Annotated in this window: 11 protein-coding genes; 8 read left to right on the top strand and 3 right to left on the bottom strand. The window is 52.3% G+C overall.

Annotation, left to right across the window (positions count from 1 at the left end):
* The first annotated feature begins 6 nt into the window (after positions 1-6).
* Both WCY31_RS07130 and WCY31_RS07125 read left to right on the top strand, forming a co-directional pair.
* Entirely contained in the window at positions 7-369 is a 363-nt protein-coding gene (locus tag WCY31_RS07130; protein WP_345971859.1) for a CidA/LrgA family protein, read from the top strand.
* Positions 359-1,078 carry an LrgB family protein gene (locus WCY31_RS07125; RefSeq protein WP_345971858.1) on the top strand — a complete coding sequence of 240 codons (720 nt, stop codon included), beginning with the start codon at positions 359-361 and terminating at the stop codon, positions 1,076-1,078. Before WCY31_RS07130 ends, WCY31_RS07125 begins: the two co-directional genes overlap by 11 nt.
* Here WCY31_RS07125 and WCY31_RS07120 read toward each other — a convergent pair whose 3' ends face one another.
* Positions 1,079-1,810 carry a methyltransferase family protein gene (locus WCY31_RS07120; RefSeq protein WP_345971856.1) on the bottom strand — a complete coding sequence of 244 codons (732 nt, stop codon included), beginning with the start codon at positions 1,808-1,810 and terminating at the stop codon, positions 1,079-1,081.
* Between the two features lie 73 nt (positions 1,811-1,883).
* Here WCY31_RS07120 and cutA point away from each other — a divergent pair, with 73 nt between their 5' ends.
* The 3 genes from cutA to thrC are packed head-to-tail and all read left to right on the top strand — an operon-like array spanning position 1,884 to position 4,041.
* A complete protein-coding gene (gene cutA, locus WCY31_RS07115) occupies positions 1,884-2,204 on the top strand; it encodes a divalent-cation tolerance protein CutA (RefSeq protein ID WP_345971855.1) in 321 nt (106 codons plus the stop codon).
* Positions 2,201-2,515, top strand: coding sequence for an MGMT family protein (locus tag WCY31_RS07110; RefSeq protein ID WP_345971854.1), 315 nt, complete (start codon positions 2,201-2,203; stop codon positions 2,513-2,515). Before cutA ends, WCY31_RS07110 begins: the two co-directional genes overlap by 4 nt.
* A 56-nt stretch (positions 2,516-2,571) precedes the next feature.
* Positions 2,572-4,041, top strand: a complete 1,470-nt coding sequence (thrC, locus tag WCY31_RS07105; RefSeq protein WP_345973768.1) for a threonine synthase — start codon at positions 2,572-2,574, stop codon at positions 4,039-4,041.
* Here the strand turns inward: thrC and ppk2 are convergent.
* Entirely contained in the window at positions 4,038-4,991 is a 954-nt protein-coding gene (ppk2, locus tag WCY31_RS07100; protein ID WP_345971853.1) for a polyphosphate kinase 2, read from the bottom strand. The genes thrC and ppk2 overlap by 4 nt on opposite strands.
* Positions 4,992-5,203: 212 nt before the next feature.
* On the opposite strand from ppk2, the gene WCY31_RS07095 reads away from it, so the two are divergent.
* Positions 5,204-5,761: a hypothetical protein gene (locus WCY31_RS07095; protein ID WP_345971852.1), complete on the top strand. Its 558-nt coding sequence runs from the start codon at positions 5,204-5,206 to the stop codon at positions 5,759-5,761.
* Positions 5,758-10,386, top strand: coding sequence for an SBBP repeat-containing protein (locus WCY31_RS07090; protein ID WP_345971850.1), 4,629 nt, complete (start codon positions 5,758-5,760; stop codon positions 10,384-10,386). Before WCY31_RS07095 ends, WCY31_RS07090 begins: the two co-directional genes overlap by 4 nt.
* A gap of 21 nt (positions 10,387-10,407) precedes the next feature.
* Here the strand turns inward: WCY31_RS07090 and WCY31_RS07085 are convergent, their stop codons facing one another.
* The gene (locus WCY31_RS07085) at positions 10,408-12,348 is read right to left on the bottom strand and encodes a thioredoxin domain-containing protein (RefSeq protein WP_345971849.1); all 1,941 of its coding nucleotides are present in this window, start codon (positions 12,346-12,348) and stop codon (positions 10,408-10,410) included.
* Positions 12,349-12,518: 170 nt separating this feature from the next.
* On the opposite strand from WCY31_RS07085, the gene WCY31_RS07080 reads away from it, so the two are divergent.
* Complete coding sequence (locus WCY31_RS07080; RefSeq protein ID WP_345971848.1) at positions 12,519-13,895, top strand: TolC family outer membrane protein; 1,377 nt, start codon at positions 12,519-12,521, stop codon at positions 13,893-13,895.
* The last annotated feature ends 25 nt before the right edge of the window (positions 13,896-13,920 follow it).

Below are 13,920 nucleotides of genomic sequence, written 5' to 3'. Positions count from 1 at the left end.
GACACAATGCTCAACGGTATAGCGCTCCTGCTTTTCTGCCAGCTCTGCGGCGAGGCGCTCGTACGGCTTTTTGGCTGGCCGGTTCCCGGTCCCGTGATCGGGATGCTGCTGCTTTTCCTCTGGCTCCGTTACCGGGGCCGTTCCTCCCACGATCTTGACCTGACCGCCGACGGACTGCTCAAATATCTCGCACTCCTGTTCGTGCCCGCCGGGGTAGGGGTGATGGTCTATTTTGACGCCCTGGGCGGCACCTGGTTGAAGCTGGGAGTGACGCTGCTCGCCAGTGCCGTGATCACGCTGGTGGTGACGGGGTGGACGATGCAGTGGCTGCTGCGGCGTCAGAAATCGGAGTACACCGATGGTCTTTGACAGCTTCTGGGTCTACCTCGCCGCGTCGCCGCTGTGGTGGCTGACGCTGACCATCCTTGTCTACCTGGCGGCGCAGAAACTCTTTTTAAAAAGCGGCAGTATCGCGCTGCTGAACCCCGTGGCCGTCTCCATCGTCGCTTTGATCGTCCTGCTGGAGCTAAGCCGGACCTCCTATGACGCCTATTTCGCCGGGGCGCAGTTCCTGCACTTCCTGCTGGGCCCCGCGACGGTGGCGCTGGCCGTGCCGCTTTTTAGGCAGATGGCCCGTCTGCGCGCCATCTGGTTCCCCGTGACGGTGTCGCTGGCCGTCGGTGTGCTCGTAGGGGCCTTCAGCGCCGTGGCAATCGGCTATGCCCTGGGGCTGGACCGTGAGACGCTGATCTCCCTGGCCCCGAAATCGGTGACGACGCCGGTGGCGATGGGAATAAGCGAGGTGCTCGGCGGCATCCCGGCCATGACGGCAGCATTTGTTGTTTTCACGGGCATTACGGGGGCGGTTATTGGGCTGCGTATCTTGAAAGCGGCGGGGGTGACCGATGAGAGCGCGGTCGGTATTGCAATGGGGGTGACGGCCCACGGCGTCGGGACGGCGCGGGCCTTCGAAGCCCACCCCGTCAGCGGCGCGTTCGCGGGGCTGGCCATGGCGCTGGCCGCGTTCCTGACGGCGCTGCTGCTGCCGCCCGTGTTCGAATGGATGGGGTGGCTCTGATCAGGAGCGTCTCTTTTTGAAGGGGAACAGCATCGGGACCTCTTCGCGGTAACGGCGGTAGGCGCTGCCCAGTGTCTTTACAAGGTCCTTCTCTTCATACATGAGGCCGATGAGAACATAGAGCGTCATGCCCGCCGAAAAGAGCAGGTGACCCGTGCTCATGACCGGGACGGCCCAGAGACCGATCACGGTGCCGGTCTGGATGGGATGGCGCACATATTTGTAGAACCCTTTTTTCTGGAAGCGTACTTCGGGTTCCGGGATTCCCCGCAGGGCGCGGTACCCCTGGTGCAGCCCGAAGAGCTCGAAGTGGTCGATCTGAAAGGTCGCGACAAAGGCCATGCTCCACCCCAGAACGTAGAACAGCGTCGTCAGCCAGAAAAACGGACCGGATTCGAAGGCGTAGAGCGGGGTGGGCAGCGGTTGCCACAGCAGCACGATCAGCAGCAGGCAGAGGGCGGAGAGTACGGTGTAGGTCGAGGTGCGAAAGGCGACGGGCCGGGCGCCGAAAAGCGCCTGTTTGACGACGGGACGGGCCATGACGGAGTGCTGCAGGCCGAAAAGCGCGATCAGCGCGAGGTCGACGGGCAGGGCAAAGCTGCCGCCGCTGCCGCTGTCAATGTTGATCGGCATAAACGACCAGGGGTAGACCCAGAGGATCAGCACTAAGACGGAGACCATCGCCGAAAGGTAGGCGAACAGGGCGTAGATAAAGAGAAGAATTTGTCGCATAATGCATTATATTTTATGATAGCTGTTCTTTTTCTGCGCACACCGGTTTTTCCAGAAGCGTTATAATGAAGCTATGAAAACAGAATCAATTATCGTTTACTGCACCTGCCCCGATCCCGTCAGTGCCAAAGACATCGCCGAAGCCGTGGTAAAAGAGCGGCTCAGCGCCTGTGTCAACCGCCTGCCTGCTGTTATGTCGCACTACATCTTCAAAGGCGAATACTGCGAGGACGAGGAGGTGCTGCTGATCATCAAGACGACCGCCGATGCCTTCGAGCGCCTCAGAGCGCGCATCGAGACGCTGCATCCCTACGACGTGCCCGAGATCATCGCGGCCCCCGTCGTCGCCGGCAACAGCGGTTACCTGGCCTGGCTGCAGGAGAGCGTGAAGTGAGCGGCACCCCTTTTCAGCGGGCCGTCTGGGACGCGCTCAAACGCATCCCCGAAGGGAGGGTGACGACCTACGGGGACCTGGCAGCTTATCTTGAAACGCGCGCCGTACGCGCCGTCGGAACGGCCGTGGGCAAGAACCCCTATGCCCCGGATGTCCCCTGCCACCGCGTCGTCCGCAGTGATGGCCATATCGGCAGCTATTCGGGCGAGGGCGGGGTGAAGCGCAAGATTTCCCTGTTGGCTTCGGAAGGGGTGCATGTAAGCGCGGGCAGAGTCAGGGATTTTGCCGAAAAACGCCACCGCTTCGTTTAGGGCGCCTCTAACTACCGCTTCGCTATAATTGCGAAAATTTTTTCAAAGCGAAGATGATGCAGTTTATCGAGACACGTGGAAATGACGGAACCCATCCTGTAAAAGTGACCTTCTCCCAGGCTATTTTGAGCCCGATCGCCTCTTTCGGCGGCTTGTACGTCCCCGAAACCCTGCCGGAACTGGGCGAAGCGTTCTTGCAAAAGCACCTGGGCAGCAGTTACAAGACGATGGCGAAGGATATGCTCACGCGTTTTGCGATCGACATCGACGAAGCGGTCATCGACGAGGCGCTTGCCCTCTACGACGCTTTTGACGACCCTTCCAACCCCGTGCCCGTCGTCAAGGTACGCGAGGACCTCTATGTCAGCGAACTCTACCACGGCCCGACCCGCGCCTTCAAAGACATGGCGCTGCAGCCCTTCGGCATCGTCCTCTCTTCCATCGCACAGGCACGTAACGAGAACTACCTCATTCTCGCCGCGACCAGCGGCGACACCGGCCCGGCGGCACTGGAGACCTTCAAAAACCGTGCCAACGTCAAGGTCGCGTGTCTCTACCCCGACGGCGGTACCAGCGACGTGCAGCGCCTGCAGATGGTCACGGAGGATGCGGAAAACCTGAAAGTTATCGGGATCAAGGGGAGCTTCGACGACGCGCAGGGTGCGTTGAAGCACCTGTTGGCATCCGAGACCTTTAAAGCGGCGTTGAAAGAGAAGAACACCTCCCTCTCCGCGGCGAACTCCGTCAACTTCGGCCGCATCATCTTCCAGATCATCTATCACATCCACAGCTACCTTGAACTGGTACGCCAGGGCGAGATCACCATGGGCGAAAAGGTCTACCTGGACGTACCGAGCGGCAACTTCGGTAACGCCCTGGGCGGCTACTACGCCATGAAGATGGGACTGCCGGTCGAGAAGATCATCATCGCCTCCAACGAGAACAACGTCCTGACCCGCCTCATTACGACCGGAAAATACGATCTGCGCGACGCCCACGTCGTCGCAACGACGTCACCGGCGATGGACATCCTCAAATCCTCCAACGTCGAGCGCGTCCTTTATGACCTCTTCGGCGAAGCGCGTACCAAAGAGCTGATGCACTCACTGGACGAGGAACACAACTACGAGCTCTGTTTCATGGAACTGGACAAACTCCAGGAGTTCTTCGCGGCGGATTACGCCACGGGCGACGAGGGCAAGGCCTATATCAAAGCGGCGTTCGCGGACGGCTACCTGATGGACCCGCATACGGCGACCTGTTTCAAAGCCTATGAGAACTGCGCGAAGAAAGAGTTCAAAACCATCGCCTACTCCACGGCGGAGTGGACGAAGTTCTCCCCGACGATCGCGAACGCGCTGACGGGCGAAGTCGATACGCACGACATCGACGCCCTCAACGCTATCTCTGCCGAAGCGAAGATCGGCATCCCGGAGATGATCAAGGCCCTCTTTGACAAGCCGGTCACGCAGAAGACCATCATCGAAAAAGAGCAGATCGAAGCGGAGATCCTGAACTTTATCTAACTCCCCTTTGCGGCCTTTTCGGGCTGCAGGGCAACGCTGCTGTCGAATTCGGCGATCATCCTGTCTGCTGAATAGAGCGTTTCTTTATCCGTCTTCAATACTTTCTTGCCGATCTTTTCCGAATAATTAATCTGTTTCAGTATGTGTTTTATGCAGTTCAGGCGCGCTTTTTTCTTTTTGTCCGCGTGGATGATCGTCCAGGGAGCGTGATCGGTGTGCGACGCCATGAACATGGAGTACTCGGCGATGGTGTATTTGTCCCAGAGCTCCTGCGAGCGGAGGTCGATAGGGGAGAGCTTGTAGTGTTTCAGGGGGTTGTTCTCGCGCTCTTTGAAGCGTTTGGCCTGCTCTTTTTTCGAGACGGAGAAGTAGAACTTCACAAGGATGATGCCGGCATTGACGAGCATCCGCTCGAACTGCGGGACTTCGTGCAGGAACTCCTGGTGTTCGTCCTGGGTACAGAAGCCCATGACGGGTTCCACCCCCGCGCGGTTGTACCAGCTGCGGTCGAACAGGACGATCTCGCCCGCGCTGGGGAGGTGCTCGACGTAGCGCTGGAAATACCACTGCGTCTTCTCGACGTCCGAGGGCTTGTTGAGGGCCACAACGCGCGCGCCCCGGGGGTTGAGGTGTTCGGTGATGCGCTTGATCGTCCCGCCTTTGCCCGCGGCGTCGCGCCCTTCGAAGAGCAGGAGCAGTTTCAGTCCCTGCTCTTTGACGTGTTTTTGCAGTTTCAGCAGCTCGATCTGCAGCTGCTTCAGCTCGTCCTCGTAGTCGATGACGCTCTTGCGGATCCAGACGGCGACCCGCTTTTTGCCGTTCTTGTTGTGTTCGCGCCGCTCTCGCTCAAACGCCTTGCCGCTTTCGATCCTGCGGTCGTCATGGACGATCTCTTTGAGGATCTCCCCTTGTTCCAGTTCCGTTCCCAGCATATCGTGCTTCGTGCCCATACATGCTCCTTTGGCTGATTATAGCACGGATAGGACGGTTGCAGGGCGTTGCAGAGCCCCTTTGCAGTGCACTAGAGTGCAAGATCTATTTCCACATGATCTTCAAACAAGAATTTAAATAACTTGTGCACGTTTGGTGCAATGGATTAATATAAATTTAATAATAATATGTTAAAACATTAAAACACTATAAATATTATTGGAGGAAAATTATGAAGCTCTTTTCCATTCTCACGCTTCTGTTTCTACTATCAGGATGCTGGGAATACGATACAAAAAATACATCATCAGACGAGGTTGAAATCGTTGACGGGCATACGCTTCCGCCCGATCCCGGGGAGGCCGGGAAGGAAACGCTTCTGGGGATTGACAGTAACCATGACGGTGTCAGAGACGATGTGGAGCGGTGGATTTATAAGACATATGAGCATCCGATTGAACGAGGTTTATTTATGCAGAATGCGAGAGCATATCAAAAAGTCATTATGGAACCATACAAAGCTCATGAAACAACAAAATACTTAGATGACGCATTGTCTTGCGAATTTTATTGGACATACCACGCTAAAGATCATAATGAGTCATTCTACTTAGATGAATATCGAAGCTTGGAAGATGAAATTAAAGGAATTCAATTTAATACTGCTGAACGTTTTATGGCCTATGAAAAATATAATGAAGAATTTGATGGTGAAGTATTTTCGGCTCCTTCTGCAACCAAAGAAAAGTGTAGATTTAACGATCATGGTGAATTGAATTCCGTGCCATGAAACAAATAGCTACTTTTATATTCATATCTATATTTACTTTCCTTCAGGCTGGGATCAATGAGTGCAAAAGTGACGTATATTTTGCGAATGGAATTAACACTAGTAAGAAAAAAGCTGAGAAGTCTATTAAGCAAATAGAAGAGAAGTTTAAGATGCACTCTTCCGAAGCATATCAGACAATTGCCGACTGGAAGGTTTCCTATAACCACACTTTTGGTATTGGAATCGATCTTTATGAATCAATGATCCAGAAAATATATGAAGGCGATTACGGTGTAAACATCAAGGCTGTAGTATGGAATATACTGGATTTATTTAATTATTCAGTTAAAGGTTTAATCAAAAAGATTGCACAAAAAGCAGCCAAAGAAGAAACGAAAGAGTATGCGCGAGAACTCGCAAAAAAGATGGCAAAAGAAGCTTTTATAAAACTTGGTCAAGGGTCTTTGGGAAAGGAGGTGACTGAACAGCAGCTCGAAGAGATGTTTGTTTATTTGTTGGATCAGATTATAGATGAGACGGTCGGTAGTATTTTTGACATGACTGAAGAAGAAATTATTGCGCAGGAAAAGCAAGATGTGGAGAAGCAGGTCAATGCCTATTCCAAGAGTGTAGAAAGTGGACATGGTGTTATCATCATTGCCCACAGTCAGGGGAATTTTTTTACAAACCGGGCATTCTTTACATTCAGTGACCCTACGCAAATTAAAAATCTGACATGGGTACAGCAGTATTTTTATGTTATGGGCGTTGCGACACCGGCAAATAATGTGATCGGTGAGAAAACGCCATATCTCACTTTTGACAATGACATGATTCGGCTGGTTCCTGATAGTCTGGATGATTTTGTTGAGAACCCGAAGCGATATTTTTTTGTAAGTTCAACCGGCGAAAAGATAGAGATCCACTATTCGATCAAGGCACATGCATTTCTTGAGAGTTATATGGCGACGGATTTGACACGCCAGCAAATCCTTAAGTTTATTGACAATGCCGTTTTGACGCATAAAAATGCTCCTTCACAGTACATACCAAAAAGTGCGGATCTGTGTATGGTTGGGACCATAAGACCTATGGAACACCGATTTCAAGCCATGCCGGATCTTAAAGACGTCTATTTTTTAGAGATGGGGAAAATACATGGTGAAGGCAATTCCTATGTCATGTCCCAGTGCCGGGATGTAAACGACAGCAATCACACAGCTCATGACGGCAAAGTGACTGTCGGGCTGACATGGCGCTATCCGTATATTGATATGGACCTCGACTTCCAGGCAGAGCAGGCGGTCAAGGACCTTTCGGACTTGAAAGACACGGCCTTTGAGCACTACTATGTTGAAGATGACCTTTCTGTCGGGACGTATGGGGTTTTTGCCAACAGTAAAGGGGAAATCGACGAAACATGCGTAAATAGTAGATCGCCGGAGACACTGATTTTTAATGTCATAACACCTGATGGGGGGGAGATGTTTGCATTGGACATTAAAGATCCATCCGGACTTAATATCGGGCATGTGCTTGATATCGTTGTTAAGGATGGGAACTATTCGACAGTGTCAAAAAACAGTGGATGCATAGATTGCAATCATACATTAGTGAAGTTGGGAAAAAGCAGAAGGCAATTTGACGAAACAAAGCATATTTATGGGATCGTTCCTATGCTGACACAGGCATTGCTCGGGCCGCTTGGCGGAGCTACTATTGAAGTGCGTGATGCGTTCGGCAGCGCTGCCGAACCCCTTGCAAGCGGTTCGACAACCTATGGTGGATCCAGCATCACAACAGGCCTGATCAGCATGCCGTCTGATTTCATGACGTCAATCGACGCAACACAGCTTTATCTGCTTAGTATTCATGGCGGTCAGGATATCGATGTCGACGACGATATGGCCATTGATCAGACCCCGACAGAAAATAACGGCACATTACGTGCGCTTCTATTTGGAAGCAGAATAGAAGAAGGGGGCTATAAAGTCAATATTCTGACCGAGATCGCGTACCAGGTGACGAAGCATATGTTGGAGGCAAATGTCTCAACAGCTGAGATTATCGCTCATTTGGATGATGTTGCGAGCAGGTTACTGAAGAATGTTACCAATACGAATGCACCTTCCGATTACGAAGCCGTGCTGGGATGGCTGCCATATGATGGGAAAAGCCGACTGCGCGCCGACTATGACAGACGTATTTTGCCTATTGTCGAGAAAGTTCATCTCGGTCAGGATATCTATGCAGATGCCTATGCGCTGGTTTATGCCAACCTAGACTTTGAACAGTCCGGTTGGGAAGGTACGGCTACAGATGGAAATTTCACATTTACTATTAATGCTTCTGTTGAAATGTCCATGATTGAATCAGTGGAGATCATTCTGACTGATGAGACTGGGAATATTATTAAGGGGCAGGTTGTACTCAACGATAGAACCCTCTCATTTATTCCCTCAGAAGCATTGACGGAAGGAAAGAACTATACACTGACTTTTACAGTAGGAGTTAGGGGAGATAAAGGGCAACTGCTCTATACGCAGTTTACAGAACTGGTTACCATACCTGATATAACCCCTCCGCAGATCGATATGCCTGACAAGGTGCATGTAAATGAGAACATTCAGACAGTTGTCTATATCAATGCAATGGATACTAGTCTACCTCTTACTTATGTGATTTCCGGTGGAGTAGATGCAAATTTATTCTCTATTGATACGATGGGGCATCTTATCTTTAACAATGCTCCTAATTTCGAAAAACCTGATGACAGTAATAAAGATAATACATATGAAGTACAAGTGCGTATCACCGATAGTGTCGGAAATGCTGTTGATGTTAACATCACTATAGTCGTTGATGACGTTTATGAGGCGCCTGTATTGGGACAGAGCATCATGGTGGTCGATGAAGACATTCCAGTGGGGAGCCAAATAGGGCATGTTACGTTAATCAGTGAAGGTGACGGAAACATTACACGGTATGAACTCGATTACTGGGGTTATCTCGATTTCGGAATAGATAAGAATGGGACGATCATAACAAGAAATCCTTTTGATTTCGAAAAAGAAAACAACTACCGGTTTCAGGCCAGAGCCGTTAACAGCGTTGGACAAACATCGGCATGGGCAGAGGTGATCGTCAACGTCAAAGATGTTGAGGAGCCTCTACCGGAACTGCATCCTTTTACCGGAAGTATGGATGAACACGCTCCTGCCGGAAAAGAAGTGGGTCAGATGTATGTTTACCCCGGATTAGGGACGGGTCTTTCGGTCGCGTTGGAGGGTGACGGGAGCAAGGATTTCGTCATCGATACCAACGGTACGATTTCAGTGTCACCTACAGCGGATTTGAACCGTATGCTACATTCGGAATATCATTTAGAAGCTATCGGCACGAACAGTCTTGGTGCCAGCCAATCCGTAGAAGTTGTGATTTTTGTAAATAAATGGACTAGACAATATGGTACATCAGCATCTGACAGCACGACTGCAATTGTTGTCGATACACAAAATAATATCTATACTGCAGGATGGACATACGGAGCTATTGATGGCAATGCAAGCGAAGGGAAAAGGAGCGTCCTTTTGTCCAAATTTGATCCGGCAGGTAAACAGCTCTGGATTAAACAGTATAAAAACGAGTTTGAGACATCTGTTTCGGATATGGCCATAGGCAGTGACGGCACAATTTATCTCGTTGGAAGTCAATATTCGAAGCCGTACAGTTGCTGTAATAAGATAAATTATAGAACTGCGGGATGGATCATGGCTGTTTCAAATGATGGTGATGAACTTTGGACGCATCTATATAACAGTGGTGATGACTATTGGGACTCGGTGGAAAGAGTTGTAGCTGACAAAGTTGAGAACTTATACATTTTAGGAGAAACAGGCGGTTCTATTGACGGGGGAGTCAATTATGGTCATACAGATATTTTTGTAGCCAAGCTTACCAATGAGAACGACACAATATGGCTGCATCAAATAGGCACCCGATACTCCGATTTCGCCAATGGAATCGCATTGGATGATGACGGAAAACTCTTTGTCTTAGAGGATGAAATGCTTGTTAAATATGATAGTAATGGGAAGTTGATCTGGATGCATTCCTATCCGTGCGATACCTCAACATCATATGACTGTAATTATTATAAAGATTTTACATTTGACGGGGCCGGAAATCTATTTTTGGTCGGAGTTAATGATGTGTATTGGGAAACCGAATATAGGGGATACTACGATCTAAATGTCACATTGGCGAAAGTAGATATGAATGGTACTATGCTCTGGAGTCGTCATTACGGAACACTAGAAAATGATACAGCGAGTAGAATAATTTATGACCCTTTAGGTGTGTTGTATATTGTTGGAAATACATCCGGCGACTTAAATGGAAACTTCAACAAAACGCCCTATCTTGAAAGCAGTGAGAAAAGCGATCTCTTTTTGATGAAAATGGACTTGAATGGAACTGAAATTAGCACTAAACAGTATGGGACGATCGACAATGACAGTGTACTGGATATGGTGATCGACCTTGATGGAAATGTGCTTTTGGGTGGATTAGTTTATGAAGCGCTGGATGGAAACCCACCCTTAGGTGTGGCAGATGCATTCTTAATGAAAATTGGTGACTAGATTTCGGTGTCCCAGGCGTGTTTATAACGCCGGGAGCTTCTCTTTGATCGTCGGGGCGATCTCGTCTGCGCTCTTGAGCTGTGCGAAACAGCTTTGGACGCCGCAGAGCATGTAGCTGTTGTCGTCTGTGGCCTTGACGTGGACGTAGGGGTAGGTGACCGTCGAAATGTTACCTGCGGCCGATGCCAGCCGTTCGGCGTCGGCTTTGACGACGAGGTCTTCGTAGAGGTAGCGCAGCGCCTGGTTGAAGAGGTAGGGGAAGTAGATGGGCGTCTTCGCCAGGCGGGCCGAGTAGTACTCCAGGGTCTTGAAGGCGAAGTGGCGGTACTTCTCCTCGACGAGGATGCCGAGGCTCAGCAGCAGGTCGACCATGACGCCGACGGAGCCGGGGTAGGAGCTGTCGGTGGGGTCGGCGTCGGTGACGAACTCGCCGCGCACGAAGTACCAGCGCCCGCTGTCGTAGAGGGTCTCCAGTGCGCGGTTGGCCGTCTGCTGCGCCTGCATAAGATAGGTCTCGTCGTAGGTCGCTTCATAGGCCTTGACGAAAGCGGTGCCGAGGTAGGCGTAATCCTCCAGGAAGGCGCCGATCTTCGGCGTGCTGTGGATGAGGGCCGTGTGGTAGAGCGTGCCGTCCGGCATCAGGAAACCCTGCAGGGCCTTGAGGGCCGTCACCGCCTTTTCGATATAGGTCGGGTCGCTTTTGCCGAGCTCGAAGAGGCCGCGGATCATCATCGCGTTCCACGAGGTCTGGATCTTGCGGTCGATAAAGGGGTATTCGCGCTCTGTGCGAAGGCGGAGGAAGACGTCGCGGACGGGGGCGAACCACTCGGGGCGTTCGACGGGTTCGGAGAGCCAGAGAATGTTCCTGCCCTCGAAGTTGCCGCCCGGTGTGACGTGGAGGGTCTCCAGGATCGCATCGGCGTCATCTTCGGCAAAGCCGTCCTCGATCAGCGCCGCCCTGGCGACGTCGTACGCGACGATGAAGTAGGTGCCTTCCTCCCCTTCGCTGTCGGCGTCGCTGGCGGAGTAGAAGAGGCCGTCTTCTTGCATCTTCGCCGCCATGAAGTCGGCGATCTCCGTGGCAGTCCGTGTATAGGAGGCATCGCCGAACATCCGCCCGGCCCGGGCGTAGAGCTCGCAGAGCAGCCCGTTGTCGTAGGTCATCTTCTCAAAGTGTGGCACCAGCCACTCCGGGTCGACGCTGTAGCGGCAGAAACCGCCGTCGACGAGGTCGTACATACCGCCGCGGTGCATCGTGGAGAGGGTCTGCGTCACCATCTTTTTCGCATCGGCGTCGTTTTGCAGCAGCACGATGTCGAGCAGGGCGTTCAGCGTCGAGGTGTGCGGAAACTTCGGCTGCTGGGAGAAGCCGCCATGTGTGCTCTCGAAGTTGTGCAGCGCCTGTTTGACGAATCCGGTGGCCAGGGAGGGCTTCAGGACTGTCGCCTCTTTCGGCCGCGCTTCGGGTTTCAGGTAGTTTTGTATCTCGTCGGCGTTCTGGAAGAGCTTCTCGTCCCCCTCGGCCACCTTGGTGGCGATGATCTCTGTCAGTTCCGTAAATCCCAGCATCCGGTCGCGGGTGGTCGGCGGGATGTAGGTGCCGGCGTAGAAGGGTTTGTTGTCGGGGGTGCAGAAGATGGAGGCGGGCCAGCCGCCCGCACGGCGGTTGAGCAGCTGGTGCACCTCCTGGTAGTACTTGTCGAGGTCGGGGCGCTCTTCGCGGTCGACCTTGATGCTGATAAAGTGTTCGTTCAGATACGCAGCGATGGCTTCGTTTTCGAACACCTCGTGCTCCATCACGTGGCACCAGTGGCAGCTGCTGTAGCCGATGGAGATAAAGATCGGACGCTTCTCGTCGCGGGCGCGGGCAAAGGCTTCGTCGCACCAGGGGTACCAGTCGACGGGGTTGTTCTTGTGCTGCTGCAGGTAGGGGGAGTCTTCGTTGGCAAGTCGGTTGGGCATGGTCGGTCCGTCTGCGTTGGATTCGTAGGGCATTATATACAATCTGTTACTTAAATAAAAAAAGAAGATCAATGGAAATTATTACATTATGTTTCTGTAAGGTTGAAACGGGCTATAATCCTTTTAAGGACAGTTTCAATAACTGGCAAATCAAGTGCAAAGGATCGACGATGAAACATAAGGGAATACTTGGGATTCTGCCTTTCCTACTGGCAACGGCAGGCCACGGATTGACATTGGAAGAAGCGTATCGGACGGTGGTGGACACCAATCCGGAAATCCGGCAGCGCATTGAAGATTACCGTGCCGTCGAAGAGGACAAAACGATCGCATTCGCTGATTACCTCCCGGTGGTAGATCTGCAGGGATCCGTCGGTCTTAAGCATGATGAAGGTTCCAATGGACCGATCGGTCCTAACGTGGATTCAGACACCTACATGCATACGGAAGCGTTCGTTCGGGCGCGCGAAAACCTTTTCCGCGGTTTCTCGACGATGCACGACGTCGCGCAGCAGGATGCGAGACTGCTCTCCGCGGAGTACTCGCTGATGGAAAAAGTGAGCCAGCTCGGCCTCACCATGATCGAAAGCTATCTGGCCGTGCTAAAGCAGAAGCAGATCCTCGCCCTGACGCTGGAGAACCGCGACACGCACCAGCGCTACTATGACATGATCAAAGAGCGTCTCGAAGCCGGCGTGGGCGCACAGTCGGATATGGAACAGATCTCCGGCCGTCTCGCACTGGCCGAGTCGAACGTCAAGGTTGCCATCAACAATTTCGAAGATGCCCAGACGAACTTCAAGCGCATCTACGGAGAAACGGTCGACCCCGAGGATATGATGGAAGCGAAGGTCAACGCTGCGTTGATGCCGATGAGCATCGAGGCGGCGGAAAAAACGGCGCTTCAGTATTATCCGACCCTGATGGCCAGCCGTAAAAACATCAAGGCGGCGCAGGAGGCATACAGCCAGGCGGCTTACACCTACTATCCGAGCGTCGACCTGGAGGTCAAACAGTCCCATGTCAACAATGACAGGACGGGCGATTACGCATGGCGCACGGATGCGGGCGACGAGAATGAATTCAGCGTGCAGCTGGTCGCATCGTGGAATATCTATAACGGCGGTGCGGATGTCGCCAGCCGCAAAAAAGCGCTCGCTTCCGCTTTCAACGCCTCCGAAAAAATGATGGAGAACCAGCGCCTTGTTTTTGAACGTCTGAACTACTCCTGGGCGGCCAAAACCCGGATCACGGAGCAGCTGGAGTATCTGAAAGAGCACCGTGACTTCACACAAAGAACCCTGCAGGCGTACAACGAAGAGTTCCGCCTCGGACGCCGGACACTTCTGGACGTGCTGGATGTCGAGAACGAGTACTACACTTCCCGCAAGGCTTACGTCTCTACCCTGTACGATCAGCAACTGGCCGAATACCGGGTCATTGAAAACGTCGGGAGTCTGCCGCTGGTCGCGGAGGTGAAGCCCGAAGAGGTTCTGGCCCTGAAGCGCGATGCGATGGCACCGACTGAGGTCCCGGCGTCTGAGTAGACGCTGGACGCTAAAAGGCGGTTTT

It is taken from the genome of Sulfurimonas sp. HSL3-1 (assembly GCF_039645995.1).
Lineage (GTDB): Bacteria > Campylobacterota > Campylobacteria > Campylobacterales > Sulfurimonadaceae > Thiomicrolovo > Thiomicrolovo diazotrophicus.
The sequence above is the reverse complement of the archived record's forward strand: the minus strand, read 5'-3'. Positions and strand labels throughout refer to the sequence as shown.